This window comes from Curtobacterium sp. PhB137 (assembly GCF_003814955.1).
Classification (GTDB): Bacteria; Actinomycetota; Actinomycetes; order Actinomycetales; family Microbacteriaceae; genus Curtobacterium.
On record NZ_RKQO01000007.1, the window covers coordinates 115,244 to 140,939 of the forward strand.

The 25,696-nt window shown below is 71.4% G+C and carries 32 protein-coding genes and 1 pseudogene; 19 read left to right on the plus strand and 14 right to left on the minus strand.

Annotation, left to right across the window (positions count from 1 at the left end; all coding sequences use genetic code 11):
• Positions 1-105: 105 nt before the first annotated feature.
• Positions 106-585 (plus strand): annotated as a pseudogene (locus EDF28_RS12595) (GNAT family N-acetyltransferase); the annotation flags it as partial.
• A gap of 7 nt (positions 586-592) precedes the next feature.
• On the opposite strand, the gene EDF28_RS19265 reads toward EDF28_RS12595, so the two are convergent.
• Positions 593-745, minus strand: a complete 153-nt coding sequence (locus tag EDF28_RS19265) for a hypothetical protein (protein ID WP_166673533.1) — start codon at positions 743-745, stop codon at positions 593-595.
• 16 nt (positions 746-761) lie between these two features.
• A complete protein-coding gene (locus EDF28_RS12600) occupies positions 762-1,193 on the minus strand; it encodes a GNAT family N-acetyltransferase (RefSeq protein ID WP_123938542.1) in 432 nt (143 codons plus the stop codon).
• Between the two features lie 63 nt (positions 1,194-1,256).
• Between EDF28_RS12600 and EDF28_RS12605 the strand changes: the two genes are divergently transcribed.
• The gene (locus EDF28_RS12605) at positions 1,257-1,826 is read left to right on the plus strand and encodes a uridine kinase (protein ID WP_123938543.1); all 570 of its coding nucleotides are present in this window, start codon (positions 1,257-1,259) and stop codon (positions 1,824-1,826) included.
• Between the two features lie 24 nt (positions 1,827-1,850).
• On the opposite strand, the gene EDF28_RS12610 is transcribed toward EDF28_RS12605, so the two are convergent.
• The 3 genes from EDF28_RS12610 to EDF28_RS12620 are packed head-to-tail and all read right to left on the minus strand — an operon-like array spanning position 1,851 to position 3,256.
• Positions 1,851-2,426, minus strand: coding sequence for an HdeD family acid-resistance protein (locus EDF28_RS12610; RefSeq protein ID WP_173169265.1), 576 nt, complete (start codon positions 2,424-2,426; stop codon positions 1,851-1,853).
• 52 nt (positions 2,427-2,478) lie between these two features.
• Positions 2,479-2,721, minus strand: coding sequence for a hypothetical protein (locus tag EDF28_RS12615; RefSeq protein WP_243648910.1), 243 nt, complete (start codon positions 2,719-2,721; stop codon positions 2,479-2,481).
• A 52-nt stretch (positions 2,722-2,773) separates the two neighbouring features.
• Positions 2,774-3,256, minus strand: coding sequence for a MarR family winged helix-turn-helix transcriptional regulator (locus EDF28_RS12620; RefSeq protein ID WP_123938545.1), 483 nt, complete (start codon positions 3,254-3,256; stop codon positions 2,774-2,776).
• Positions 3,257-3,317: 61 nt separating this feature from the next.
• On the opposite strand from EDF28_RS12620, the gene EDF28_RS12625 reads away from it, so the two are divergent.
• The 3 genes from EDF28_RS12625 (at position 3,318) to EDF28_RS12635 (ending at position 5,664) form a co-directional block, all read left to right on the plus strand.
• A complete protein-coding gene (locus tag EDF28_RS12625; RefSeq protein WP_123292001.1) occupies positions 3,318-3,686 on the plus strand; it encodes a VOC family protein in 369 nt (122 codons plus the stop codon).
• Positions 3,687-3,752: 66 nt separating this feature from the next.
• A complete protein-coding gene (locus EDF28_RS12630; protein WP_220036386.1) occupies positions 3,753-5,156 on the plus strand; it encodes an LLM class flavin-dependent oxidoreductase in 1,404 nt (467 codons plus the stop codon).
• A 4-nt stretch (positions 5,157-5,160) separates the two neighbouring features.
• Positions 5,161-5,664 (plus strand): GNAT family N-acetyltransferase, encoded by a 504-nt coding sequence (locus EDF28_RS12635; protein WP_123938546.1) that lies wholly within the window; start codon positions 5,161-5,163, stop codon positions 5,662-5,664.
• Positions 5,665-5,668: 4 nt separating this feature from the next.
• On the opposite strand, the gene EDF28_RS12640 is transcribed toward EDF28_RS12635, so the two are convergent.
• Together EDF28_RS12640 and EDF28_RS12645 are read right to left on the minus strand one after the other, a co-directional pair.
• Entirely contained in the window at positions 5,669-6,256 is a 588-nt protein-coding gene (locus EDF28_RS12640; protein ID WP_123292003.1) for a VOC family protein, read from the minus strand.
• A gap of 117 nt (positions 6,257-6,373) precedes the next feature.
• Entirely contained in the window at positions 6,374-7,129 is a 756-nt protein-coding gene (locus EDF28_RS12645; protein ID WP_221182563.1) for an SGNH/GDSL hydrolase family protein, read from the minus strand.
• Between the two features lie 173 nt (positions 7,130-7,302).
• Between EDF28_RS12645 and EDF28_RS12650 the strand changes: the two genes are divergently transcribed.
• Genes EDF28_RS12650 through EDF28_RS12675 form a run of 6 tightly spaced genes read left to right on the plus strand, consistent with a single transcriptional unit; the run spans position 7,303 to position 14,465 of the window.
• Positions 7,303-8,862 (plus strand): NCS1 family nucleobase:cation symporter-1, encoded by a 1,560-nt coding sequence (locus EDF28_RS12650; RefSeq protein ID WP_123338768.1) that lies wholly within the window; start codon positions 7,303-7,305, stop codon positions 8,860-8,862.
• A 55-nt stretch (positions 8,863-8,917) separates the two neighbouring features.
• Complete coding sequence (locus tag EDF28_RS12655; RefSeq protein ID WP_123938547.1) at positions 8,918-9,682, plus strand: aspartate/glutamate racemase family protein; 765 nt, start codon at positions 8,918-8,920, stop codon at positions 9,680-9,682.
• On the plus strand, positions 9,679-11,103 hold the full coding sequence (gene allB / locus EDF28_RS12660; protein ID WP_123938548.1) for an allantoinase AllB: 1,425 nt from the start codon (positions 9,679-9,681) through the stop codon (positions 11,101-11,103). Before EDF28_RS12655 ends, allB begins: the two co-directional genes overlap by 4 nt.
• A 43-nt stretch (positions 11,104-11,146) precedes the next feature.
• Positions 11,147-12,379: an alanine--glyoxylate aminotransferase family protein gene (locus EDF28_RS12665; RefSeq protein WP_123938549.1), complete on the plus strand. Its 1,233-nt coding sequence runs from the start codon at positions 11,147-11,149 to the stop codon at positions 12,377-12,379.
• Positions 12,376-13,635 carry an allantoate amidohydrolase gene (locus EDF28_RS12670; RefSeq protein ID WP_123938550.1) on the plus strand — a complete coding sequence of 420 codons (1,260 nt, stop codon included), beginning with the start codon at positions 12,376-12,378 and terminating at the stop codon, positions 13,633-13,635. Before EDF28_RS12665 ends, EDF28_RS12670 begins: the two co-directional genes overlap by 4 nt.
• On the plus strand, positions 13,632-14,465 hold the full coding sequence (locus EDF28_RS12675) for a MurR/RpiR family transcriptional regulator (RefSeq protein WP_123938551.1): 834 nt from the start codon (positions 13,632-13,634) through the stop codon (positions 14,463-14,465). Before EDF28_RS12670 ends, EDF28_RS12675 begins: the two co-directional genes overlap by 4 nt.
• Here EDF28_RS12675 and EDF28_RS12680 read toward each other — a convergent pair.
• Together EDF28_RS12680 and EDF28_RS12685 are read right to left on the minus strand one after the other, a co-directional pair.
• Positions 14,432-14,947 carry an SRPBCC family protein gene (locus EDF28_RS12680; protein ID WP_123938552.1) on the minus strand — a complete coding sequence of 172 codons (516 nt, stop codon included), beginning with the start codon at positions 14,945-14,947 and terminating at the stop codon, positions 14,432-14,434. The genes EDF28_RS12675 and EDF28_RS12680 overlap by 34 nt on opposite strands.
• Positions 14,944-15,519 (minus strand): GNAT family N-acetyltransferase, encoded by a 576-nt coding sequence (locus tag EDF28_RS12685; RefSeq protein ID WP_123938553.1) that lies wholly within the window; start codon positions 15,517-15,519, stop codon positions 14,944-14,946. The genes EDF28_RS12680 and EDF28_RS12685 overlap by 4 nt, the downstream gene beginning before the upstream one ends.
• A 43-nt stretch (positions 15,520-15,562) precedes the next feature.
• Here EDF28_RS12685 and EDF28_RS12690 point away from each other — a divergent pair, with 43 nt between their 5' ends.
• Together EDF28_RS12690 and EDF28_RS12695 are read left to right on the plus strand one after the other, a co-directional pair.
• Positions 15,563-16,600 carry a dipeptidase gene (locus EDF28_RS12690; protein ID WP_123938554.1) on the plus strand — a complete coding sequence of 346 codons (1,038 nt, stop codon included), beginning with the start codon at positions 15,563-15,565 and terminating at the stop codon, positions 16,598-16,600.
• A gap of 78 nt (positions 16,601-16,678) precedes the next feature.
• Positions 16,679-17,707, plus strand: a complete 1,029-nt coding sequence (locus EDF28_RS12695; protein ID WP_123938555.1) for a YhcG family protein — start codon at positions 16,679-16,681, stop codon at positions 17,705-17,707.
• Here the strand turns inward: EDF28_RS12695 and EDF28_RS12700 are convergent.
• The gene (locus tag EDF28_RS12700) at positions 17,698-18,369 is read right to left on the minus strand and encodes a DUF899 family protein (RefSeq protein WP_123938556.1); all 672 of its coding nucleotides are present in this window, start codon (positions 18,367-18,369) and stop codon (positions 17,698-17,700) included. The two genes, EDF28_RS12695 and EDF28_RS12700, sit on opposite strands and share 10 nt — an antisense overlap.
• Positions 18,370-18,534: 165 nt before the next feature.
• On the opposite strand from EDF28_RS12700, the gene cysK reads away from it, so the two are divergent.
• Positions 18,535-19,473 (plus strand): cysteine synthase A, encoded by a 939-nt coding sequence (gene cysK, locus EDF28_RS12705; RefSeq protein WP_123292013.1) that lies wholly within the window; start codon positions 18,535-18,537, stop codon positions 19,471-19,473.
• Positions 19,470-20,054 carry a serine O-acetyltransferase EpsC gene (epsC, locus tag EDF28_RS12710; RefSeq protein ID WP_243692431.1) on the plus strand — a complete coding sequence of 195 codons (585 nt, stop codon included), beginning with the start codon at positions 19,470-19,472 and terminating at the stop codon, positions 20,052-20,054. Before cysK ends, epsC begins: the two co-directional genes overlap by 4 nt.
• 56 nt (positions 20,055-20,110) lie before the next feature.
• Here epsC and EDF28_RS12715 read toward each other — a convergent pair whose 3' ends face one another.
• Positions 20,111-20,410: an excalibur calcium-binding domain-containing protein gene (locus EDF28_RS12715; RefSeq protein WP_235035941.1), complete on the minus strand. Its 300-nt coding sequence runs from the start codon at positions 20,408-20,410 to the stop codon at positions 20,111-20,113.
• 155 nt (positions 20,411-20,565) lie between these two features.
• Between EDF28_RS12715 and EDF28_RS12720 the strand changes: the two genes are divergently transcribed.
• Positions 20,566-20,940 carry an MmcQ/YjbR family DNA-binding protein gene (locus EDF28_RS12720; protein ID WP_123292015.1) on the plus strand — a complete coding sequence of 125 codons (375 nt, stop codon included), beginning with the start codon at positions 20,566-20,568 and terminating at the stop codon, positions 20,938-20,940.
• On the opposite strand, the gene EDF28_RS12725 is transcribed toward EDF28_RS12720, so the two are convergent.
• A complete protein-coding gene (locus EDF28_RS12725) occupies positions 20,941-21,588 on the minus strand; it encodes an MOSC domain-containing protein (RefSeq protein ID WP_123938558.1) in 648 nt (215 codons plus the stop codon). It lies immediately after the preceding gene.
• Positions 21,589-21,694: 106 nt separating this feature from the next.
• Between EDF28_RS12725 and EDF28_RS12730 the strand changes: the two genes are divergently transcribed.
• From EDF28_RS12730 to EDF28_RS12740, 3 genes are read left to right on the plus strand one after another with little or no spacing between them, the layout of a single operon-like run.
• Entirely contained in the window at positions 21,695-22,249 is a 555-nt protein-coding gene (locus tag EDF28_RS12730) for an RNA polymerase sigma factor (protein ID WP_111084365.1), read from the plus strand.
• On the plus strand, positions 22,246-22,884 hold the full coding sequence (locus EDF28_RS12735; RefSeq protein WP_123938559.1) for a hypothetical protein: 639 nt from the start codon (positions 22,246-22,248) through the stop codon (positions 22,882-22,884). Before EDF28_RS12730 ends, EDF28_RS12735 begins: the two co-directional genes overlap by 4 nt.
• Positions 22,881-23,189 carry a hypothetical protein gene (locus EDF28_RS12740; RefSeq protein ID WP_123938560.1) on the plus strand — a complete coding sequence of 103 codons (309 nt, stop codon included), beginning with the start codon at positions 22,881-22,883 and terminating at the stop codon, positions 23,187-23,189. Before EDF28_RS12735 ends, EDF28_RS12740 begins: the two co-directional genes overlap by 4 nt.
• A 166-nt stretch (positions 23,190-23,355) precedes the next feature.
• Here EDF28_RS12740 and EDF28_RS12745 read toward each other — a convergent pair whose 3' ends face one another.
• Together EDF28_RS12745 and EDF28_RS12750 are read right to left on the minus strand one after the other, a co-directional pair.
• The gene (locus tag EDF28_RS12745) at positions 23,356-24,522 is read right to left on the minus strand and encodes a low temperature requirement protein A (protein WP_260154948.1); all 1,167 of its coding nucleotides are present in this window, start codon (positions 24,520-24,522) and stop codon (positions 23,356-23,358) included.
• A gap of 92 nt (positions 24,523-24,614) precedes the next feature.
• Entirely contained in the window at positions 24,615-25,505 is an 891-nt protein-coding gene (locus tag EDF28_RS12750; RefSeq protein WP_123938561.1) for a phospholipase, read from the minus strand.
• Between the last annotated feature and the right edge of the window lie 191 nt (positions 25,506-25,696).

The window sequence follows — 25,696 nt, forward strand, 5'->3', positions numbered from 1 at the left end:
TGCGGCTCGCGATCGCGACCACGTGACGGCCGGGAGGCCCGTGGCGGGCCCGCCCCGCGCCTCCCGTCCGTCGCCGGGAGCGTCTCGAGCGTCCGAAGCGACGAACGGAGGACAGCGGTGATCGTCGAGGTGCGCCGCCCCGGCGGGGCGGAGTCCGACCTGATGGTGCGGACGTACCTGACCGAGGTGGCCTCGCGCTGGTACGGGCACGACGCGACGCCTGCCGAGGTCGATCTCGCACTGGCCGACGAGCCGTACGACGACCTGCAAGGGGACAGCGGCGTGTTCCTGGTGGCGTCCGACGGTGGACGACCGGTCGCGTGTGCCGGCGCCCGGTTCCTCGACGACGTGGCGGAGCTCACCAAGGTGTTCACGCTGCCGAGCCACCGTGGACGGGGCGTGGGGTCGGCGCTGCTGCGCCGGCTCGAGGCGGAGTGTCGTGCGCGGGGGATCGCGTCCCTGCGACTGGACACCCGGGCCGAGCTCGCCGAGGCCTGCGCGCTCTACGAACGGCTCGGCTTCGTGCAGGTCGCGCCGTTCAACGACGACCCGTACTCCGACCGCTGGTACGCGAAGGCGCTGTAGGCCCGGCTCAGGGGCGGTACTCGTCCCGCGGCTTCGTGGATCGGGTAGGTGGCTGGGCCGGGGCGGTGGCACCGCCGGAACCGATGGCGCTCAGTACGGCGGCCAGGTACTGCAGCGTGGTCAGCATCACCCGGCCGATGGATCGCAGGACGTGGCTCATGCGTCGAACCTACCGTTCAGACGTGACGATGCGTCATGAAGACGTCGACGTCGTCCTCGGTGTCAACGCCGAAACCGTGCCGTTCGTAGAGCCGGCGTGCGGGGCTTCCCTGCAACACGTTGAGTCGGGTTGCGCCCGTGTGGGAGTCGGACAGGACGGTCCGGAGCACTGTGGACCCGATGCCGCGCCCCTGGATGTCCGGCGCGAGGTAGAAGTGCTCGACCCAGCGGGTGTCGTCGTCGATTCGTGTGGCGATCGAGCCGACATCGCGGCCGTCGACCACGACGACACGGGTGTGCTCGGGCGCGAAGGCATCACGCATCCGCCCGCGGACCCGGACCGCGTCGAAGCGGCCGAGACGCTCCAGGTCGGCACGGAGGACCTGTGCACGCAGCTCGACGAGCCACTCGATGTCCTCGGGGATGCTGTTCCGCAGTGTGACGTCCACCCGTCGAGCCTAGAAGTCGTCGGCACCGATCCCGTGCTGGTGATCGGCTCGTACGCTGGTCCGATGGATCAGGACGGTGTCATCGACCTCGTGGCGGCACGCCGCGCCTCGGCCGGGCACCCCATCGTCGTCGGCATCTCGGGGTACTGCGGCTCCGGGAAGTCCACGCTGGCGCGCAGTCTGGCCGGGACGGTGCCGGGCGCGGTGCGGATCCGTGGAGACGACTTCCTCGATCCGGAGCGGTCCCACCGGCGGTCGGGTGACTGGGACGGTGTCGATCGGGAGCGTCTGACGTCGTCCGTCCTCGAACCGCACCGGACGGGGCGAGCGAGCACGTTCCAGCGGTTCGACTGGTCGGTCCGGGCACTCGGTCCCGCGGAGCCACTGCCGACGACGGACGTCGTGGTCGTCGACCTCATCGGCCTCTTCCACCCCGACGCGATGCCGCACATCGACGTGGCGGTCTGGTGCGACGTGGACCTCCACACCGCCGCTCGTCGCGGCATGGCCCGCGACCGCCAGCTCGGACGTGACCACGACGACCTGTGGCAGGACGTGTGGATCCCCAACGAACGCGACTTTGAAGCGCAGTTCGCCCCGAGGGACGCTGCCGACGTCGTCTTCGACGGGTGACGAACCCCCGCACAGAGGCCGTGGTCAGGCCGCTCGACCGGCGGTCGTGGCGGACCGGTGAGCGCGTCCGACGGTGACCCCGAGGGCGATCTGCACGATGCCGAACAGGATCAGGAAGCCCGCGATGGCGACGACGGCCAGCGCTGCCCCGATGGACGGCAGGTTGATGACGAGCACGCCGATGACGATGCTGAGCACCGCGGCGCCGATCGTCAGGGCACGGTTCGTCGGTGTCGGGGCGTAGAGCAGGGTGATGCCCTCGACCAGCCAGGCGAAGCCGATCACGAACGCGATCCACCGCACCCCGACCGGCGGGGCGACGAGCGCCACGATGCCCCCGGCGAGGATCAGCGCACCGAGGACGACCAAGCCGATGCGGCGGCCGGTGCCGATCCCGTGGGCGAACGCACGGACGATCATCGACAGGCCGGACACCAGCAGGTAGATGCCGAACACCCACGCGACCGCGAACAGCGTCGCGTGCGGGAGCACGAGTGAGGCGACACCGACGAGGACCGCCACGATGCCGACGATCAGCAGCGCGGTCCGTAGTCGTCGATCCCCGCCGACGTCGGTGACGACGTCGTCCTGCAGCGCCATGGCGTCCGCCCTTCCCTGAGAGGATCTGGTCCTGCGCGCTTCTGCGTCAGGGCTACTCCTCGGAACTGCCCGTGTCCGGTGCCGATACGGACGCATCGGTCCGCGCGGGGTTGATGCGGCGTGGCGGACGCGCTGGCCACGTGACGAGCAGCAGCACCGCGAGCGGGCCGAACAGCAGCGTCAGGAGGAACCAGGTCCACGCCGATCGGTTCCGGGTCCGGGCGTACCCGCCGGCGAGCATCGCGACGCTGAGCCAGAGGCTCGACAGGTACAGGCCGGTGAAGTCCTCGTGCACGAACGGTTCCCTTCGAGAGATACATCAATACCGGTCGAAGGGTAGCGCGTCCTCAGACCGTGCTGGCCTCGTCGTTGGTGGTGCGGCGGAGTGAGCGCACCATGCTGCGCAGCGCCCCCCGCGCCGCCACCTGCTGCTCACCCGACAACCCGTCGAGCATCCGGACCTCGACGCCGCGGACAGCCGCGCTCGCGAGCTCGAGGCTCGCCCGCCCGCTCGCCGTCAACCGCGTCGGGAGCGCCTTGCCCACCGGCGCCTCGGTGGCCCGCGTCACGAAGCCGTCCCGTTCCAGGGCCTGCAGCAGCACGTTCATCGACTGCCGCGTGACGAAGGCGCCGCGTGCGAGCTCGGAGTTCGACAGCCCGGGCCGCTGTGCCAGGAGTTCGAGGCACGAGTAGTGCGTCATCGTCATGCCGAGCGGGCGCAGCACGGCCTCCATCGCAGCGCGGAGCGCGCTCGCGGCTTCCTTGAGCAGGTATCCGAGGGACGTCTCGAGGTCGATGACGTCGCTGCTGTCGGTGCCGTCTTGACTCATGTCAGGAGTCTGACATAGGTTGTGCCGTGTCAGAAAACTGACACAACCGAAGGAGCACCACATGCCCGTCACCGGCCCCGACTTCATCTCCCTGCAGACCCGCGACCTGGCGGCGTCGCAGGCGTTCTACGAGCAGTACCTCGGTCTCGTCCGCTCCCAGGCCGGCCCGCCACACGCCGTCGTCTTCGAGACGACGCCCATCGCCTTCGCGCTGCGGGACGTCGTCCCCGGCACCGACCTCGACGCGGTCTCGCAGCCGGGCATCGGCGCGGCGATCTGGCTGCACGCGACCGACGTGCAGGCCATCCACGACGCCCTGGTGGCCGACGGCCACACGATCGTGTCGGCACCGATCGACGGCCCGTTCGGCCGGACGTTCACGTTCGCCGACCCGGACGGCTACCAGGTCACGCTCCACGACCGCGCCTGAGCTGCGGCCGTCACGCTTCGTCACGATGGATGACGGACGCAGACCCCGCACGTAGCGTCGCCAAGCGTGACCAGCAGCAGCGAACCCCGGCAGATCCGCTTCAACGCGTTCGACATGAACTGCGTCGCCCACCAGTCCTCCGGGCTGTGGCGGCACCCGCGCGACCGATCGCGGGACTACCGCGACCTGACGTACTGGACGGACCTGGCGAAGACGCTCGAAGGTGGGGCGTTCGACGGCATCTTCATCGCCGACGTGCTGGGCACGTACGACGTGTACGGCGACTCGAACGAGGCCGCACTCCGCACCGGCTCGCAGGTGCCGGTCAACGACCCGATCCTGCTGGTGTCGGCGATGGCGTCGGTGACCGAGCACCTCGGCTTCGGGATCACGGCGGGGACCGCGTACGAGCACCCGTACCCGTTCGCCCGGCGGATCTCCACGCTCGACCACCTGACCAAGGGGCGCGTCGGCTGGAACGTCGTCACCGGGTACCTGCCGAGCGCCGCGCGGAACATGGGGCAGACCGACCAGCTGTCGCACGACGACCGCTACGACGTGGCCGACGAGTACCTCGAGGTCCTCTACAAGCTGTGGGAGGGCTCGTGGGAGGACGACGCGGTCGTCGCCGACCGCGAGTCCGGGGTCTTCACGGACCCGGCGAAGGTGCACCCGATCGAGCACCACGGCACGCACTTCGACGTGCCGGGCATCCACCTGTCCGAGCCGTCGGTGCAGCGTTCGCCCGTCATCTACCAGGCGGGCGCGTCGCCGCGCGGCATCCGCTTCGCAGCGGAGAACGCCGAAGCCGTCTTCGTGGGCGCACCGACCGTCGAGCAGCTCGCGTCGACCGTCGCGAAGGTCCGTGACGCCCTGGAGGCAGCTGGTCGCGACCGCTACGCCGCTCGCGTCTACACACTGCTCACCGTGATCACGGACGCCACCGACGAGCTGGCCCAGGCGAAGTACGAGGACTACCTGTCGTACGCGTCGGAGCTCGGTGCCCTGGTGCTCAACTCCGGCTGGATGGGCGTCGACCTGTCGCAGTGGGACCTCGACGAGCCCCTCGGCGATGTCGAGTCGAACGCGATCCAGTCGGCTGCGGCCAACATCGCGGCGGCGACCGGCGAGGACGGCAGCTCGTGGACGATCCGCGACCTCGCCCGGCACACCGCGATCGGCGGACTCGGGCCGGTCGCCGTCGGCGGGGGAGCGACCATCGCCGACCGCCTGCAGGAGATCCAGGAGCTCACCGACGTCGACGGCTTCAACTTGGCGTACGCGGTGACGCCGGGCACGTGGGAGGACGTCATCGAGTTCGTCATCCCCGAACTCCGGGCGCGCGGGGCGTACCCGACCGGCTACGAGCCCGGTTCGCTGCGGCACAAGCTGCACGGCCGCGGTGACCGGCTGCCCGACGAGCACCGTGGGGCGTCGTTCAGGATCGGCAGCAGCGCGGTCGTAGGCTGACCGGGTGATCGAACCGTCCGTGTCCGTGCGTCCAGCGGCCCCGGACGAAGTGTCGGCGTGTGTCGACCTGTGGGTCGCAGCGGTCGCGGCACGGGACGGCGTGCCGGAATCCGAGGCGGTGCGAGCCCGCGCGGCGTCGAAGTTCGCCGTGCCTCGGGTCGCCCTGCTCGTCGCTGTCGGAGCGGCCGGTGCGATCGACGGCTTCGCGCTCGTGACGGCGCCGGGGTCCGGGCGGTCGACCGACCCGTCCGACGCCGCCTACCTGTCGCTGCTCGCCGTCCGCCCGGACGTGCAGGCGCGGGGTGTCGGGCGTGCGCTCCTGGCCGCGTCGGTCGACGCGGCGTCGGCGGCGGGACACCCCGCGGTGGTCCTGCACGCACTCGCCGGCAACGAGCGAGCGCTGCGGCTCTACGAAGCCGGCGGGTTCCGGGCGGACGGGGTCGAGTTCCCGCACGCCCTGACGGGCGGGCCGACGCGGACGTACATCGCGACGGCCCCGGCGCGCTGAACCGTCAGACGCGCCACTTCGGTCGCGGGGCGTGGTCCTCGTACGACTGCCGACTCGGGTAGGTGATCAGCTCGATCGTCGATCCCCACGGCGTTCCGACGTACACGAACCGGTTGCCGAACCCACCCTCGTTGCCGCCGAGGTCACGCGGGTCGGCGTACCGCTGGCCGCCCGCCGTCTCGATGTGCGACAGCGCGTGGTCGATGTCGTCGACGTAGAACGCCACGTGCTGCCAGCCGAGGTCGCTCGCGCGGACGGCCGGGCGCTGGTCGGGGCCGTGGTACTCGAAGAGCTCGAGTCCCGGCCCGTTCGGCAGCGCGAGCATACGCAGTGCCCCCTGGGCCATGGTCTTCGGGATGCCGAGGCGCCGCTGGACGTCGGGTTCACCGCGGAGCGGTTCGCTCCGGAGGAACCGGTCGTACAGGGGGACGGCGTCGAGTCCCAGGACGAAGAAGTCGGTGGCCTGGTCGATGTCGGGCACGGTGAGGCCGATGTGGTCGATGCCGTGTGCGGTGCTGGGGGTGCCCGTCGGGGTGGTGACGGTTGCAGGACGTGTCGCGGTGGTGCCGGATGGGCGTGGCGCAGTGTGCATGGTGCCGTCTCCCCTGAGTTCGGCTCGGACGTGGATCACCCGAGTAGAACGGCTGTTCGCGGGGGAGGACAAGCGGAGCGCGGGACGCGTGCGGAGAACCGCCGCGATCGTGCGTGATCAGTCGACGGGGGTCCACGCCGGGTAGGTTGCCGAGCGTCCGTCGCCCGAGGACCGCCGGGTGACGCGGCGCTTTACCCAGGGCAGGACGTGCTCGCGGTAGTAGCGGAGTTCCTCGGAGAGTCGGGTGCGGCCGGTCTGTTCGGACGCCGGCTCGATCGGTGCCGGTCCGTCCTCGATCGCGTGCAGGGCGAGGTCCGCGACGCGCTGGTGGCCGGTGTCGTTCATGTGCAGCCGGTCCTCGGACCAGAACTCGGCACGGCGCAGGTGCGGATCACGGGACACGTCGACGAAGGGCAGGTCGTACCGGTCGGCGAGGTCGGCGAGGGCGTCCGCCCAGGCGTCGCCGCGCGCGTTGATGAGGCGTCCGAGGGGGAGTCGTGCGCTCGGGTCGGCGGGGCTCAGCAGCGCCAGCCGGACCCCGCGGCCCAGGACCGTGTCGACCGCCGCTTCGAGTGGTGCGATGAGGGCGTGGGCGTCGAACCGTGGCCGCAGCAGGTCGTTGCCGCCCGCGCAGAACGTGATCAGCGTCGGTGCGGGGTCGAGTGCGAGAGCCGCGTCGAGCTGCTCTCCGAGGACCCCGGCGAGCAGGCGCCCGCGGACCGCGAGGTTGGCGTACCGGACGTCTGCGTCGTGCGCACGGGCCATGCCGCTCGCGAGTCGGCCGGTCCAGCCGGGGAACGGTACGGCGCCGGCGTCGCCGATGCCCTCCGAGAAGCTGTCGCCGATCGCGACGTAACGGATGGTGTCGGGCATGCGGCCATCATCGTGCACATGTCTGTGCACGTTCTGGTGTGGAACGAGCGTTTCAGGACAGCGACCACGACACACGACCGTTACACGAGGGAAACGGCGGGCGCGAAGAGGCTCCCTAACTTCTGTGGTGGAGGCGATCACCGCCTCCCCACCCCACTCCCTCGGAGGACGCCATGGCTACCGATCTCGTGACACCCGTCGCAGCGCCCCACGCCCCCACCACGACCGCCGCACCCGCTGGTGCCGGCGTCGTCAAGCCCGGGTACGACCCGGCGCTCACGAACGAGGACCTCGCCCCGCTGCGCAAGCAGAGCTGGACGAGCTACAACTTCTTCGCCTTCTGGATGTCCGACGTGCACTCGGTCGGCGGCTACGTCACCGCCGGGTCGCTCTTCGCACTGGGCATCGCGAGCTGGCAGGTGCTCATCGCCCTGGTGGTCGGCATCCTGATCGTGCAGGTCTTCGCCAACCTCGTCGCCAAGCCGTCGCAGCGCACCGGCGTGCCCTACCCGGTCATCAACCGGGCGGTGTTCGGGGTGCTCGGGGCGAACGTGCCCGCGATCATCCGCGGGCTGATCGCGATGGCCTGGTACGGCGTGCAGACGTTCCTCGCCGCGCAGTCGCTCAACATCATCTTCCTGAAGTTCATCCCCGCCTCGGCCGGGCTGCTCGACCACTCGTTCCTGGGGCTGTCGGCGCTCGGGTGGATCTCGTACGCGATCCTGTGGGTCGCGCAGGGGGCCCTGTTCTGGATGGGCATGGAGGCCATCAAGAAGTTCATCGACTGGGCGGGCCCGGCGGTGTACGTCGTGATGATCGCGCTGGCGATCTACCTCGTCAGCCAGGCAGGCATCGGCAACATCTCGTTCACGCTGTCGGTGGGGGAGCCGCTCTCGTTCGGCGCGTCGATCCCGGTCATGCTCTCCGCGGTCGCCCTGGTGGTCAGCTACTTCTCCGGCCCGATGCTCAACTTCGGTGACTTCTCGCGCTACGGCAAGTCCTTCGCGTCCGTCAAGCGGGGCAACTTCTGGGGCCTGCCGATCAACTTCCTGTTCTTCTCGGTGCTCACCGTGCTGTGTGCGAGTGCGACCGTGCCGGTCTTCGGCAAGCTCATCACCGACCCGATCGAGACCGTGCAGGCGATCGGCGCCCCGTTCGCGATCCTGCTCGGCGGCCTGACCTTCGTCACGGCGACGGTCGGCATCAACATCGTCGCGAACTTCATCAGCCCCGCGTTCGACTTCTCGAACGTCGCTCCGCGCAAGATCTCGTGGCGAGCCGGCGGCATGATCGCCGCGGTCGGCTCCGTGCTGCTGACCCCGTGGAACTGGTACGGCAACGACCAGGCCATCCTGTACACGCTCGGGGTGCTCGGCGCCCTCATCGGCCCGCTGTTCGGCATCCTGATCGCCGGGTACTACATCGTCGGGAAGCAGCGCATCGCCGTCGACGACATGTACACGAAGGACACCTCGGCCCGGTACTGGTACCGCGGCGGCTTCAACCCGAACGCCATCGGTACCCTCGTCGTCACCGGGGTGGTCTCGGTCGCCAGTGCGGTCCTGCCGCCCGCGCTCGGGATCCTGCCGGGGCTGAACAACTACAGCTGGTTCATCGGCTGCGGCCTGGGACTGGTGGTCTTCTGGGGCCTCGAGCGGGTCCGGCCGAGCATGCCGGAGCTCGCCTCGGACGACCCGACGGTCGACGACGGCGCCGCCGTCGGACGAGCCTGACACGCCCCGCACCACCAGCGACACCCGCACCGCCCGCACCACCGGAAGGACCCCGATGCGCATCCGCGTCGTCAACCCGAACACCACCGCCTCGATGACCCGCTCGATCGGCGTCGCCGCCAACGCGGTCGCCGGCCCGGGCACCATCGTCGAGGCGGTGAACCCCACGATGGGCCCGGCGTCGATCGAGAGCCACTACGAAGAGGCGCTCGCGGTGCCGGGGCTCCTCGAGCAGATCGCGCTCGGGGAGCAGGACGGCGTGGACGCCTACGTCGTCGCCTGCTTCGGTGACCCGGGCCTCGACGCCGCGCGGGAGCTCGCCGCCGGGCCGGTCATCGGGATCGCCGAGGCGGGCTTCCACGCAGCGGCGATGCTCGGGCGCCGGTTCGGCGTCGTGACGACCCTGGCGCGGACGACCGGACGGGCCCACGAGCTCGCCGAGCGCTACGGCTTCGCGTCGCTCGTCACCGAGATCCGGGCGTGCGAGGTCGCGGTGCTCGAGCTCGACGACCCCGCTTCGGGCGCACGCGCCCTGGTGATCGAGGAGTGCCGGGCCGTCATCGCCGGCGGAGCCGACGCGGTCGTGCTCGGCTGCGCGGGGATGGCGGACTTCTGCGCCGAGGTCTCGCGGGCGATCGGGGCACCGGTCGTCGACGGCGTCGCCGCGGCGACCGTGCTCGCCGAGTCGCTCGTGCGGCTCGGGCTCTCGACGGGCAAGCACGGCGAGTACGCCACCCCGCCGACGAAGGCGATGTCGGGTCTGCTGGCGGGCTTCGAACGCCAGCCGGCGGCGGGCGCGACGGTCGGGGCGGGCGCATGACGGGCCTCCCGGCCGACGGCAGCACCGAGTCCCGCACCGACGTCGACACCGACACCGTCGCGGACCTCGTCCTGCGCGCAGATCGCGCCTGGATCGACGGAGCCTTCCGGCCCGCAGCGGTCGTCGTGCGCCACGGCCGCGTCGACACCGTCCTGCCGGTCGACGCAGCCGTGGCCGCCGTCGACGACCGCACCGTGCCGGCCGACCAGGTCCTGCTGCCCGGCCTCGTCGACACCCACGTGCACGTCAACGAACCCGGACGCACCGAGTGGGAGGGGTTCGCGTCCGCGACCCGGGCCGCCGCACTCGGCGGGGTCACGACCATCATCGACATGCCGCTCAACTCGATCCCCGCGACGACGACGGTCGAGGCGCTCGCCGTGAAGCGCGCGAGTGCCGAGGGGCGGGTCGCCGTCGACGTCGGGTTCTGGGGCGGGGCGGTCCCCGACAACGCCGGCTCGCTCGGCGCACTGCACGACGCGGGCGTCTTCGGGTTCAAGTGCTTCACCGCGCCGTCCGGGGTCGACGAGTTCCCGCACCTCGACGCCGACCAACTGCGCGACGCGATCGAGGAGGTCGCCCGGATCGACGCCCTGCTCATGGTGCACGCCGAGGACCCCGAGTTCCTGGTCGACCACGCCGCGCTCGGCGGCCACTACGAGGACTTCCTCGCCACCCGCCCGGTCGACGCCGAGCGGTCCGCCATCGCGCGGGTCATCGACGGCGCACGGGCCACCGGCGCGCGGGTCCACATCCTGCACCTGTCCGACGCCGGAGCGATCCCGATGATCCGCGCCGCGAAGGACGACGGCGTCCGGATCACGGTCGAGACCTGCCCGCACTACCTGTCGTTCGAAGCGGGGTCCATCCCCGACGGCGCGACCGAGTACAAGTGCTGCCCGCCGATCCGTGACGACGCGAACCGTGACGCCCTGTGGGCCGGCGTGCTCGACGGCACGATCGACATGATCGTGTCGGACCACTCGCCGTCGACCGCCGACCTCAAGGTCGACGACTGGGGACTCGCCTGGGGCGGGATCGCAGGCCTGCAGGTCGGCTTCCGAGCCGTCTGGACCGAGGCCCTCCGCCGCGGCGTCCCGCTCGAGGTGCTGTTGCCGCTGTTCACGACCGGTCCGGCAGCACTCGTCGGCTTCCCCGACCGCGGGGTCATCGCCCCCGGCGCGCTGGCCCACTTCGCCGTGTTCGACCCGTCCGCCACGGCGGTCATCGACGTGGCCGGCCTCGCACACCGCAACCCGGTCTCCGCGTTCGCCGGCCTGGAGGCCCGTGGCCGCGTCACCGAGACCTGGCTGCGCGGGCGCGTGGTGGCGTCCACCGCGTCCGGCGTCACCGCCGTCGCGGGGCAGCTCGTCGCGGCTCCCGTGACCGCGGATGCCCGGGTCACCGAAACACGTCTGTAACGATCGTTCCGGTACGCTCGTGACTGGAACGGAAGGACCAACCATGCACCCCGTGAACCCGCCAGCCCGCCTCCTCATGGGCCCCGGCCCGATCACCGCCGACCCGCGTGTGCTCCGCGCCCTGTCGACCCCGCTCGTCGGGCAGTACGACCCGTGGATGACCTCCGCCATGAACGACACCCAGGAGCTCTACCGCGGTGTGTTCGGCACCACGAACGAGGCCACCGTGCTCGTCGACGGCACCTCGCGCGCCGGGATCGAAGCGGTGCTCGTGTCGCTCCTCGCGCCGGGTGACCGCGTGCTCGTGCCGGTGTTCGGCCGGTTCGGGCACCTGCTCGCCGAGATCGCGGGCCGTGCCGGGGCCGAGGTCCACACCATCGAGACCGCGTGGGGCCAGGTCTTCACGCCGTCCGCGATCGAGGACGCCATCGTCCGTGTCCGGCCGAAGGTGCTGGCGATCGTGCAGGGCGACACCTCCACCACGATGAACCAGCCGCTCGACGAACTGGGCGCGATCTGCGAGCGGCACGGCGTGCTGTTCTACACCGACGCCACGGCGACCGTCGGCGGCAACCCGCTCGAGGTCGACGCCTGGGGCATCGACGCCGTCAGCGCCGGCCTGCAGAAGTGCCTCGGCGGGCCGTCCGGCAGTGCGCCGGTCACCGTCTCGCCGCGTGCGACCGCCGTGCTCGACGAGCGCCGCAGCGTCGAGGCCGGCATCCGCGAACCCGGTGACGACGTCGCCGACGAGCCGATTCGCTCGAACTACCTCGACCTCGCGATGATCCTGGACTACTGGGGTCCGCGGCGGCTGAACCACCACACCGAGGCCGCGTCGATGCTCTACGCCGCCAACGAGTGCGCCCGCATCCTGCTCGACGAAGGGCGCGAGCAGGCGATCGCTCGGCACGAACTCGCGGGCCGCGCGATGCTGCAGGGCGTCCAGGCGCTCGGGCTCGGGGTGTTCGGTGACGTCGCACACAAGATGCACAACGTCGTCGCGGTGGAGATCCCGTCCGACGTCGTCGGCGACCAGGTCCGTGGTTCGATGCTCGACGACCACGGCATCGAGATCGGCACCTCGTTCGGACCGCTGCACGGCAAGGTCTGGCGCATCGGCACCATGGGCTACAACGCCCGCAAGGACACCGTCGTGACGACCCTCGCCGCCCTCGAGCACGCGCTCCGCCGGGCGGGGCACGCCGTCCCGCACGGCGGTGGGGTCGACGCGGCCCTCGACGTCTTCTCCGGTGCGCCGGTCGGGGTGCTGGCGTGAGCGCGGCCCCGGTCGTGACCGCCACTGCCCTGGGCACCGCCGACGCCGAGCTCGTGGCGCGCTGGTGCGACGAGCTGGCCCTGGTCACCGAGGAGACCGGCCGGATCACCCGCGTGTACCTGTCGCCCGAGCACGCACTTGTCAACGGGATCGTCGCCGGGTGGATGCAGGACGCCGGACTCACCACCTGGCAGGACGCCGCCGGCAACCTGCACGGACGGATCGACGGCGCGACGCCGGACGCCCCCGTGCTGCTGCTCGGCTCGCACCTCGACACCGTGGTGGACGCCGGCCGCTACGACGGGATCGTCGGGGTCCTGATGGCCATCCGCACCGCTGCGCGACTGACGGCCGAGGGACCGCTGCCCGTCGCGCTCGAGGTCATCGCGTTCTCCGACGAAGAGGGGACCCGCTTCGGCAAGGCGCTCCTCGGGTCGTCCGCCGTCGCCGGGGTGTGGGACGAGTCCTGGTGGGACCTGGCGGACGGCGACGGCGTGACCCTGCGCGAGGCCTTCACCCGGTTCGGGCTCGACCCGGCCCGGGTGGGTGACGCGGCGGCCGACCCGACGACGCTCGCCGGGTACCTCGAGGCGCACATCGAACAGGGTCCGTACCTCGAGCAGGCCGGTCAGGCGCTCGGCGTCGTCACGAGCATCGCGAGCGCCCGACGCTTCTCGGTCGAGGCCGTCGGCGAGGCCCGGCACGCGGGCGGAACGCCGTACGAGCGCCGCCACGACGCGCTGCTCGCCGCGGCCGAGGCCGCCTTGGCCGTCGAGCGGATCTGCCGGGCGTCGCACCACGTCGGCACCGTCGGCACGATGACCGTCGAACCGGGCGCCGTGAACGTGGTCCCCGGGCTCGCACGGTTCTCGGTGGACCTGCGCGGCGAGTTCGACGACGGCCGCGACGCGGTGTGGGACGAGCTCACGAAGGCGTTCTCGCTGATCGGGGAACGACGCGGGGTCAGCGTCACGCCGACCGAGGTGCACCGCGCGCCGGCGGTGTTCTGCGCGCCGCGGCTGATGGACGCCGTCCGCGCCGGCATCGAGTCGACGGGCGAGGCCGCGCCGATGGAGCTGTTCTCGCGAGCTGGACACGACGCCATGTCGCTCGGGCTCGTTACCGACGTCGCGATGCTGTTCCTGCGCAACCCGGACGGCATCAGCCACCACCCGGACGAGTTCGTCTCGACGCCCGACATCGCGCTCGGGCTCGACGCGCTCGCCGTCGCGGTGGAGCGGGTGGCCCGGGCATGAGCGCCGCCGGACCGGACGTCCGCGCCCGCATCGACTCCGTCTGGGAGCAGCTCTCGCCCGCCGAACGACGCGTCGCCGCGATGGTCAGGCACGACCCGGAACTCCTGCTCGTCGGCACCTCGGCCGAGCTCGCCGCCGAGTCGGGCACGTCGAAGGCCACGGTGTCCCGGCTCGTCCGGTCGCTCGGGTTCCAGGACGCGGCCGAGGTCCGGCAGAACCTGATGTCCGCACGCGGCTCCGGCCTGCCGTGGGTTGCGGAAGACGCCGCCCACGTCGACCAGCGCGCCGTCGAGGCCCGCAACCTCGACGCGGCCTTCGCCTCGCTGGCCCGTGCCGATCGTCCGCGACTCGCTCGCCGCATCGTCCGCGCTCATCGCGTGCTCGTGTTCGGGGAGCGCGGCGCCTACCCGGTGGCGCTGCAGCTCCGCGCGCAGCTCGCCCAGGTCCGCTCCGACGTCCGGGTCGGTCCGGCACCGGGGCAGCGGCTCGGCGAAGAGGTCGCCGACCTCGACCGCCGTGACCTCGTCGTCCTGGTGACCGTGCGTCGGCACACGGCCGGGGTCGACCGGATCGTGCGGCACTGCGTGTCGACCGGCGCCGACGTCGTCGTGCTGGGCGACCCGACCGCAGCCGTCATCGCGGCACCGGCGAACACCGCGATCCTGTGCCCGGTCGACTCACCGGCGGCGTTCGACTCGATGGCTGCCCTGTTCGCGGTCGTCGCGGCCATCGCGAACGACGTGTACGAAGCCTCGGGACCGGCCGGCCGCGCGCGGGTCGACGCGGTGGCGAGTGCCTACGACGCGCTGGGGGAGCTCGCAGCGCCCTGACCGTCGGGGCTGTCGGGGCCGTCGCGGCCGTCGGCGTGCAGCTCGGTGGCGAGCGACGCGTTGCGCTCACGGATGAGCCGCGGCAGGTAGCGCTCGAGGGCGACGACCTCGGCCAGACGACCGAGCGGGCCGAACGGTGCGCGGAACGTGATGGTGTCGACCATGCGCGTGCCGCCGGCCGACGGCTCGAACCGGTGCTCGTGGTGGAAGCGGGCGAACGGCCCACGCACCTGTTCGTCGACGAACCGGTGCGGAGCCTCCAGAGCAGTGATCCGACTCGTCATCCGCCAGACGACCCCGAAGTGCCGCGCGCGCCAGGTGACGGACTCGCCCAGGCCGATCGTGCCGGACGTCGTGCCGGCGACGGCGCGTTCGTCGGTCGCAGCCATCGACCGCTCGTGCGCGCCGATGTCGAGCGACAGCGCGAACGCGCGCTCCGGCGGTGCCGCGAGCTCGGTCACCACGCGGAACGTCACCGTCACGAGGCTGGCCAGACCGTCGGCGTCGAGCGGTCGTCATCGCGCAGAGCAGCCGCGATGAGCTGGTCGTGGCGTCGTCCGCGGTGGAACACGCCGGACCGGAGCCGTCCCTCGTAGCGGAGCCCGAGCCGCTGCGCGATCGCCGCGGACGGGGCGTTCGCCGCGATCGCCCGCCACTGCACGCGGACGAGCGCGAGTCCGTCGGGCGACGGCGCGAACGCCCACGCCAGGACGGCGGCTGCGGCCTCGGTCACGAAGCCGTGGCCGCGACCGTCCGGGTGCACGGCGTAGCCGACCTCGGCCGCGCCGTCGACGAACCCGAACAGTCCGATCGTCCCGAGGAGTCGGAGGTCGTCGGCCCGCCGGATGCCGAACTCGTAGCGGGAGTCCGTGGACCAGCCAGCGCGCACGACGTCGGTGATCCAGTGGTACGCCTCGGCGTGGCCGTACGGCACCGGTACCGGCGTGTAGGCGACGACGTCGGGGTCGTTCGCGTACCTGATGACGTCCTCCGCATCGGACGGTTCCGGCACGGAGAGCACCAGGCGATCGGTCCGGAGGGTGACGGGGTCCACGCACCGAGCCTAGCCACGGGGACGTGCGCGGTAGCGTCGGGGCATGACGTTCGACGCGATCCCGTTCCCGGTCATCGACGGCCACAACGACCTGCCGTGGGAGCGCCGCGAGGCCCACGACTCCGGGGTCGAGGGCATCGACACCGAGGTCGACTCGCTGCACACCGACCTGCCGAAGCTCCGCGCCGGTGGGGTCGTCGGCCAGTTCTGGTCGGTCTTCGTGCCCGTCGACGAACCGGACCCCGTGCGGACGACGCTGCAGCAGATCGACCTGGCGCACCGGATCATCGAGCGGTACCCGGAGTCGCTCGCACTCGCCCGGACGGCGGCCGAGGTGCGGGCGGCGGTCGAGTCCGGTCGGATCGCGTCGCTGCTCGGCGCCGAGGGCGGGCACTCCATCGGCGACGACCTGGCGGTGCTCCGCGTCTTCGCCCGACTCGGCGTCCGCTACATGACGCTCACGCACAACGACGACACCCCCTGGGCCGACTCGGCGACGGGCTCGCGTCCGCACGGCGGGCTGACCGATCGCGGCCGCCAGGTGGTGGCCGAGATGGAGCGGATCGGCATGCTCGTCGACCTGTCGCACACCGCACCGGCGACCATGCGGGACACCCTCGACGTCGCCACGCAGCCCGTCGTCTTCAGTCACTCGTCCACCGTCGCCGTCGACGACCACCCGCGGAACGTGCCGGACGACGTGCTCGCCCGGTTGTCGGACAACGGCGGCATCGTGATGATCACGTTCGTCCCGAAGTTCGTCTCACGCGACTGGGCGGACTGGGAGGACGCCGGCTCGGTGGGGGAGCCGCCGCTCGTGACGGTGTCGGACGTCGCCGACCACGTCGAGCACGCCCGCGACCTCGCCGGCGCAGCACACATCGGCCTCGGCGGGGACTACGACGGCACCCCGGTGCTGCCGCCGGACCTGCGTGACGTGTCCCGGTACCCGGTGCTCGCCGCCGAGCTGCAGCGGCGCGGGTGGGGAGCGGACGACCTGCGGGCGCTCGCCGGGGGCAACGTGCTGCGGGTGCTCGAAGCGACCGACGAGCGGTTCGCGCGGACGGCGTTCGTGCGCTGACCCTGGCCATGTGCCCTCGCACGTGACGTCCATACCGATTCGTGGACGGCGCGTGCCAGCAACCCCCACGATCGGCGGATGACTGATGGATCGACGCTCCCGGCCGAGTACGAACACACGTTTCGAGTGATCCGCGAACAGGTGACCGCGACGCGGCATCGCGTGCAGCTGGCAGCGAACGCGCAACTGGTGCACCTGTACTGGTCGATCGGCACGGTCCTGCTCGAGCGGTCGAAGAGCGGGCAGTGGGGGAGCGGTGTCCTGAACCGGCTCGCCGACGATCTGCGAAGCGAGTTCCCGTCGATGAAGGGGCTGTCGGTGACGAACCTCAAGTACATGCGGCAGTTCGCGGCAGCCTGGCCTGAGGAAGCATCAATTGGTCCACAGCTTGTGGACCAATTGCCGTGGGGGCACATCCGTGCTCTGCTCCCAGTGGCGGAGCCTGATCGCCGGGCTCGGTACGCAGTAGCTGCAGTTCAGGGCAGCTGGTCGCGCAGCGCGCTCGTGCACAACCTGCGAACTCGTGTCTTGGAGCGCAGCGGGACTCCGCCAACGAACTTCAGTCGTCTCCTGGACGAAGACGGTGCCGATCTGGCTCGGCAGATGACCCGGGACCCGTACGTGCTCGACTTCCTCGCCGTCGACGGCGACCTCGACGAGCGAAAGCTCGAGCGCGCACTGGTGCAGCGGATCGAGGAAACCCTCCGCGAGTTCGGTACCGGGTTCGCATTCGTCGGGCGGCAGGTGCACTTCGACGTCGATGGCAACGACTTCTTCGTCGATCTCCTCTTCTTCCACGTCGAGCAGCTCCGGTACGTCGTCGTGGAACTCAAGACCGGGGAGTTCCGGCCGGACAACATCGGGCAGCTCTCGTTCTACGTTGCCCTCGTCGACGGCGAGCTCCGCCGCCCAGCGCACGCTGAAACCGTCGGGCTGTTGCTCGTCGCGGGCAAGAACGACGCCGTCGTCCGGTACGCACTCGGCGCGTCCAACGCCCCGGTGGGAGTGGCTTCGTTCGATCTGCTGCCAACTGAGCTGCAGCGAGCGCTGCCTTCGGAGGCGCAACTCCGGCGGGCGCTGCGGCCAGCGGAGGACGCTCAACCGTAGGTGGGGTACTGCGGCCAGCCGTCGGGGCTGTCCTCCCAGTCCTGCTGGCGGCCGTACGCGGTGCGGTCCATGATGTGCGCGACCGGCAGGATGGCCTCGGTCCCACGCGATCCGGTGGCGTACGTCAGGTAGGGCACGCCGTCGCGCAGCAGGTAGTACGAGTAGCCCGGCACCGGACCGTCGTAGTCGTCGTGGTGCAGGGTCCAGCCCCAGTCGTCGTGGTAGCTCGTGGCGCCCGACGACACCCACCGGTGCGGCCAGCCGTGCAGCTCTCGCCAGCGCTCGAGCTTCTCGATCGGAGCCTGCGAGACCATGGCGAACGCGATGCCCTCGTCGTCGAGCCGACCCGTGTTCGCCGGCAGGTTGTCCACGGCCCAGGTGCAGCTCGGGCAGCCGTCGTCCCAGTCGGGCGCGAACATCACGTTCTGCACGAGGAGCAGGTAGCGGCCGTCGAACAGCTCGGAGAGCCGGACCGGGCCGTCGGCGCCCTGGAACTCGTAGTCCTCCACCTGGACCATCGGGAGTCGGCGGCGGGCGGCAGACACACGGTCGCCGTGCCGGGTGAGTTCCTTCTCGTCGCGGACCTGGGTGGCGAGTGCCTCGTCGAACGCGGCACGGTCGACCACGGGCGGTGCGACCTCGGGTTGCTGCAGCTTGGACATGGCGACCTCCTCGTCGTTGCCCGGCACCGTACGCCCAGGTGGGCCACACGGCAACGGGAGCCGATGCCGTGGACAGGACCACCTGGGGTCCGGTCGCTAGGATCGGGCGCACACCGCGCCTCCAGGAAGAGCGATGCGCGACCTGACCCGATGAGGACGGACCGGATGAGCGGCACGATCTACGACAACATCTCCCAGGCGTTCGGCAACACCCCGCTCGTCAAGCTGAACCGGCTGCCGAAGGCGGGCGGCGCCGAGGTGCTGGCCAAGCTCGAGTTCTACAACCCCGGCGCCAGCGTGAAGGACCGCCTCGGCGTCGCGATCATCGACGCGGCCGAGCAGTCCGGCGACCTGCAGCCGGGCGGCACCATCGTCGAGGGGTCGTCGGGCAACACCGGCATCGCCCTCGCGCTCGTCGGTGCGGCCCGCGGGTACAAGGTGATCATCACGATGCCGGAGACGATGAGCGTCGAGCGTCGTGCAGTGATGCGCGCCTACGGTGCCGAGATCGTGCTCACCCCCGGTCCCGAGGGCATGAAGGGCGCGGTCGAACGCGCCGCCGCGATCGTCGACGAGACGCCCGGCGCGATCCTCGCCCACCAGTTCGAGACCGCCGCGAACGCCGCGATCCACCGGAAGACCACCGCTGAGGAGATCCTGCGCGACACCGAGGAGCACGTCGACGTGTTCGTCGCCGGCGTCGGGACCGGTGGCACGATCACGGGTGTCGGCCAGGTGCTCAAGGAGCGCGTGCCCGGCGTGCAGATCGTCGCGGTCGAGCCGAAGGACTCCCCGCTCCTGACCGAGGGCAAGGCCGGACCGCACAAGATCGCGGGCATCGGTGCGAACTTCATCCCCGAGGTCCTCGACCAGTCCGTCATCGACGAGGTGTTCGACGTCGAGCTCGACGACGCCCTGCGTGTGGCGCGGGCGCTCGCGACCGACGAGGGCATCCTCGCCGGCATCTCGTCCGGCGCGATCATCCACGCCGCGCTCGAGATCGCAGCGCGACCCGAGAACGCCGGCAAGCGCGTCGTCGCGATCGTCTGCGACACCGGGGAGCGCTACCTGTCGACGGTGCTCTTCGAGGGACTCACTGCGTGAGTCGTTCCGTCCGACGAGGCGTGCTGCGGACGGTCCGGGAGGACCTGGCCGCAGCACGCCGCGGCGACCCCGCCGCCCGTGGTGACCTCGAGAACGCGATCGTCTACTCCGGGCTGCACGCCATCTGGACCTACCGCGTGACGCACCGGCTCTGGCTCGCCAGGGGCCTGCCCGGATCGCGGTTCGTCGCACGGGTCATCGGCCAGGCAGCACGGTCGGTGACGGGCATCGAGATCCACCCTGGCGCCCGCATCGGCCGTCGGTTCTTCATCGACCACGGCATGGGCGTCGTGATCGGGGAGACCGCGGTGATCGGGGATGACGTCGTGCTGTTCCACGGGGTGACCCTGGGCGGGCGCGGTGGCGACCACGGCCCAGGGGCCCGCCGGCATCCGGTCGTCGGCGACCGCGTCGTGCTCGGCGCGGGATCGTCCCTCATCGGGGCGATCAGCATCGGGCAGGACTCCGTCGTCGGTGCGAACACCGTGGTGACGAAGGACGTCCCCGCGGGGTCGGTCGTCACCGGGGTCGCCGGGACCGCCCGCCCGAGGTCCGGGCACGAGGGCGTCCCGACGCTCTGAACGCCCCGCCGGGTCGACGGGGCGTTCGAGGGCCAGCGCTTCGGTGCGTCAGCGCGTCAGCTCTTCTCGCAGGCGATGCCGTCCTTGTCGCGGTCGAGCTTCGCGTTCGCCTTGTACAGGGCGTCGTCCTTCTTCACCGTGCCCTTGAGCGCACGGGTCGTGGTCTTGCCGCCGGAGACCACCTTGTTCTTCGTGACGGACTTCTTCGCGATGCCGCCCGAGTACACCTTGTGCACCGCGGTGCAGTTGGCGTAGGTCTTCGGGGCGGCCTGCGCGGTGGAGGCCCCGCCGACGACGACGGTGGTGGCGAGGACTGCGGTGGCGGCGGCGATGCCGAGGGTACGGATGATGCGCACGGGTTCCCCCTGGAACGAGTGGGTGATCGCCGGAGCGACCGCCGCGTCGGGTACGCGGCGACCTGATCCTACGATGTGAACGACGCTCATGACATGCCCCCGAACAGGTCCGGTCCGCGAGCCGCGGTGTCGGGCGTCTGGGGCATGCTGGGTGCATGGACGGCGCGCAGTTGCACGAGATCGCGAGTCGCACCGCGATGGGCCTGCCCGCGGTGTTCGAGACCGAGCCCTTCGGCGAGGGCGCCCTGGTCTACAAGGTCGTCGACAAGATGTTCGTGATGACGAGCGAGCTCCGTGGTGTGCCGATCGTCAACCTGAAGTGCGCGCCGCCGCACGGGGCAGCACTCGTCCGCGACCACGCCGAGATCACACCGGGGTGGCACATGAACAAGCGGCACTGGATCACGCTCGCTCCCGGTGACGGCATCGACGAGACCCTGGTCGAGGACCTCGTCGCGAACGCCTACGACCTGGTCGTCGCCGGGTTGCCCCGAGCGAAGCGGCCCCTCGACCCGACGCGCGGCGACTGATCAGGAGCTGGCGGCTGCCGAGGACCGGGCGAGCACCTTCGAGACGTCGCGGACGACCTTCGGCGCGAGACGCTCCCCGGACTCGAGCACGGCACGGGCACGCTCGGGGGTCAGCCCCGCGAAGACCTCGCCGATCGTCACGCCGTGCTCCGGCCGGTACGTCACGACGACCGGGTCACCTGCTGCCACCGGGCCGGACTTCACGACCCGCAGGTACGCGCCCGGACGGCCTTCCTCGGTGAACCGCCGGACCCACTTGTCGACGCCCATCCGGCGCGCGAACGTGCCGCACGGGATCCGCGGGATCGTCACCTCGAGCTCCAGCGTCTCGCCGATGCGCCACCGCTCGCCCGTCACGGCCCCGGTGACGTCGACACCCGTGGTCCGCAGGTTCTCGCCGAACAGGCCCGGCGGGATCTCGCGCTCCAGCGACGCGGCGAAGTACGCGGCGTCCTCGTCGGCGTAGGCGTACACGGCCTGGTCCTCGCCGCCGTGGTGCTTCCGGTCGGCCTGGACGTCGGCGTACAGCCCGAGCGGTCGGACCCGGACCTTGCCGTCGACCGGACGCTTGTCGATGGCGGTGACGCCGATCGTGCCGGAGTCGGGCAGCAGGCGGTCGACGCGGCAGACGGCGGTGACGAGCGACATGCCACAACTCTGGCGCAAGTGTGACGAGAAGTGTGACGATCCGCAGTCCTCGCGCGTCCCATCAGCGGCCGACCTCGTTCCCAGCCCCGACCAGTAGAAGGAAAGCGTGCACCACCAGTCCCTCGCCGAGCTCGACGACGCGGTCCTCGCCGGCCGGTCGTCCGATGGCGACGTCCGGGCCTTCGAGGTCCTGATCCGCCGCTACACGCCGCTCCTGCGCGCCTACGCCCGTCGGACCCTGGGATCGACCGACGAACTCGACGACGTCGTGCAGGAGACCTTCATCACCGCGTGGGACCGCCTTGACCGGCTCGAGGACCACGCCAAGGTGAAGTCCTGGCTGATGCGGATCCTCAGCCGGAAGTGCCTGGACCGCATCCGGGCCCGCCGGTTCCACGACGACGTCACCGAACTCGAGGTCGCCGCACCCGCCGACGACGCTCCCGACCGGGTCGCCGAGGCCCGCTCGCGCGAGGAAGCGGCGGAGACGGCGCTCGCTGAACTGCCCGAAGCCCAACGACGCTGCTGGATCATGAAGGAGGTGCTCGAGTACAGCTACGACGACATCGCCGCAGAACTCGACCTGCCTCCCTCGACGGTCCGCGGACTCCTGTCCCGAGCGAGGAAGAACATGATCCGACTCATGGAGGGATGGCGATGAGCGACCTCGACGCACTCGAACTCGACGACCTCGACGGCCACTCCATCGACGAGCTCGCCGACTACCTGGACGCCGGCATGCAGCCGCCGGACCCCACCATCGACGGCTCACCCGCGTGCCAGAACGCCCTCGCGGCGATCCTGCGCGTGCGGCACGCGTCGCTCGGCTCCCTCGAGGCCGCCGCCCGCGACGAAGCCCCGGCCGACGAGTCGTGGATCGGCGGCGTGCTCGCCAACATCTCGTTGGAGTCCCGCTCCGGACGGGACGTCCCGCTCCGCGCGCAGTCCGAGTCGGAGCGCCCGGTGATGACCGAGGGAGCCATCCGATCGCTCATCCGCCGGACCGGCGACGGTGTTCCCGGCGTCCTCGTCGCCCGGTGCCGGCTCGAGGGCGACGTCACCGAACTCGCCGCACCGATCCGCGTGGTCGTCGAGGTCGCGATCATGTCCGGCCCGTCGATCGTCGCGACGGCGGACCTGGTCCGCACCGGGGTCGCCCAGGCGCTGGCCGAGCAGACCGACCTGGTCGTCGAGTCGATCGACGTGGTGGTCCGCGACCTGCTCGAACCGCAGCCCGACGCCGACGACCCGCACACCGACACCGGCACCGAGATCGACACCGAGGGGATCCGATGAGCACCACCGACGACACCGTCGCCGCGGTCGAACAGGCCGTGGTCGACGTGCCCGGCGTCACCGACCTCTACCGTGCCCGCCCGACCGTGGCCAGCACGGTCAGCGCCGTCCGCGGCATGGCGTCCAGCACGGCCCCCGCACGCATCGTGGTCGACGACGGCGTCCTGCGGGTCGTCATCGGCACCGACGGACACCGCCCCGCGCCCGAGGTCGCCCGCGCCGTGCACGACGTCGCCCTGACGACGGCGTCGGCGCACGGCCTGGCGCTCACGCGGGTCGACGTGCGGGTCGCGCGGGTGGGGTGAACCCGGCTCGTCAACGCGACACAGTCCCGTCACCGTGCACGGACCGTCCCGCTGAAGCGACAGAATCCCGTGAACCGTTCGCGGGATTCTGTCGCTTCGGCGACGGCGGACGGGAGGCCCGTGGCGGCGCCGCCACGGGCCTCCCGTCCGACCCCCGGTCGCGTCCTCAGCGCACGCGGTGCGTCCCCGGCCGCCGCTCGGCGACCTCGAGCACCACGACGATCGCGGCGACGAGCACCGCGGTGGCGACGAGTGAGACGTCCGGCACCGCGATCGTCGCGAGGATCGCGACGGCGAGCACGACGACGATCGCGTTCCACCCGGCGGACAGCGACGGCCGGAGTGCGAGCGCCCAGATCGCGAGCACGAACAGCGCGACCGGGACGGCCACGGTCGCAGCCACCGTGGCGTGCGACAGGTCGGCCTCGCCGGCGTCCGCGCTGACCGCGACCTCGATCCCGGCCGGCAGCGCACCCGCGGCGGCGAAGACGAAGTAGTGGCCGTAGCCGAACACGAGCGCGCTCGGCAGGTTCCGGATGTGGTCGTGCTGCTCACGCGAGAAGTAGATCCACCACAGTCCGGCGACGATGACGAGCCCGGCCGCGGCCAGGACGAGCAGCGACGCGAGGTGGTCGGCCTGGGCGATGCCGTCGATGACCGCGTTCGCCGAGGCGACGAGCCCTTCGCCCAGCACGATGAGGGTGAACAGCGCGTACCGCTCGGCGATGTGGTGCGTGTGCCACGGCGTCGTCTCGCCCGTGCCCTCGGCGATCGGCGGGACGAGGACCTCGAGCAGGACGAGGACGGGGAACGCCCACGCCGTCGATCCCTGCGGCAGCGCGAGCATGCCGACCCAGAGCACCTGCACGACGACGATGCCCACGGCGTACCGGAGCGCGGTGCGGCGGTACCGCGAGGACGACACGGCGACGCGGAGCCACTGCGCCACCATCGCCAGGCGCATCACGACATAGCCGATCACCGGGACCGTGAAGTCCCCCTCGGCCATGGCGGCGTGCACCCCGGCGGCGAGCACGAGCACGCCGGCCATCTGCACGAACGTCGTGACGCGGTACAGCCAGTCGTCGGTGTCGAACGAGGTCGCGAACCAGCTGAAGTTCAGCCACGCCCACCAGATGGCGAAGAACACCATGGCGTACGCCACCACCGCGGAGCTGACGTGCCCCTCGGTCTCGATCTCGTGCAGGTTGGTGGCGGCGAAGCCCACCGCGACGACGAACACCAGGTCGAACAGCAGTTCCAAGGGGCTCGCGGCACGGTGTCCCTCGGCGGGGTCGCGGGGCGCCATCCGGCGTAGTCCGATCGTCGTCACCCGGCATGCCTACAGGACGAACGGCCCCGGGCGGTACCCGGGGCCGTTCGACGTGCAGGTGCGTGGGCCAGCAGGCGGCCGGCCCGCGCCGCTCAGTAGAAGTTGCTCGCTTGCGAGTGCGCCCACGCCGAGCACGGGGTGCCGTACGCGGCGCTGATGTACTGCAGGCCCCACTTGATCTGGGTCGTGGCATTGGTCTGCCAGTCGGAGCCGATGGTCGCCATCTTCGAACCGGGCAGCGCCTGCGGGATGCCGGTCGCCCCGCCGTTGGCGTTGACGGCCTGGTAGTTCCAGCCGGACTCCTTGGTCCACAGGTTGTCGAGGCACTGGAACTGGTCGGAGCCCCAGCCGTACTCGGAGGACGCCAGCGAGGTCGCCGTCGCCTTGGCGCCTGCGACGGTGTTGCCCGCCGCCAGCTTCTGCGCGGCCTCCGCTGCTGCTGCGGCGGCCCGCTTCTCGGCGGCGGCCTTCGCGACGGCTGCTGCCTTCGCGTCGACGTCGCGCTTGTCCTGCGTGGCGCTGGCCTGCGCGACGTGCGCGGTCGACTCGACGGTCGACGAGATGCGCGTCGTGAGCGCGGCGCCGGACAGCTCCGGGTAGTCACTGAGCGCGTCGATGTGCTGCTCGAGCGAGGCCGTGTCGGTCTTGGCGTTCGCCGTCGTCATCACGGTCTTCGCGGTCGAGATGGTCGCCGCTGCCTGGGCTCGGTCGAGGGCGGTGCCGCGCAGGGCGGGCTGGGCCGTCGCGGTCGCGCTCGCGGTGCCGGTCGGCATGCCGAGCGCTTCGCCGATGGCGGGCTGGGTGCCGATCGTGAGGGCACCGCCGGCGACGGCGAGGACCGCGGCGCCGCCGACGATCAACGTCGCACGGTGTCGGAGCGCACGGTGGCGGAGGGCGCGGCGCACACGCCGGCTGGGGGAGTTCAGGGCCTCACGTCGGGTCGAGGCGGTGGTGGTGGGGAGGTCGGGGGTGTGTCCTGGCATCGGTTCCGGTGGTCGGGCGGTTCGTGGTGCGGGACTCCGGGCTGCGCGGCACGTCGGGGACGGTGAGCGATGCTGCGCGCGTCGAGGTGCGCGCAGCAGGGGAGTCCGGCGAACCGGGGAGGACCGGACGGTGGTGTGGGGCCCGTCCGTCCGCCGCGACCGGCCCTAGGGAGGCCGCCGTCGGGCGAAGC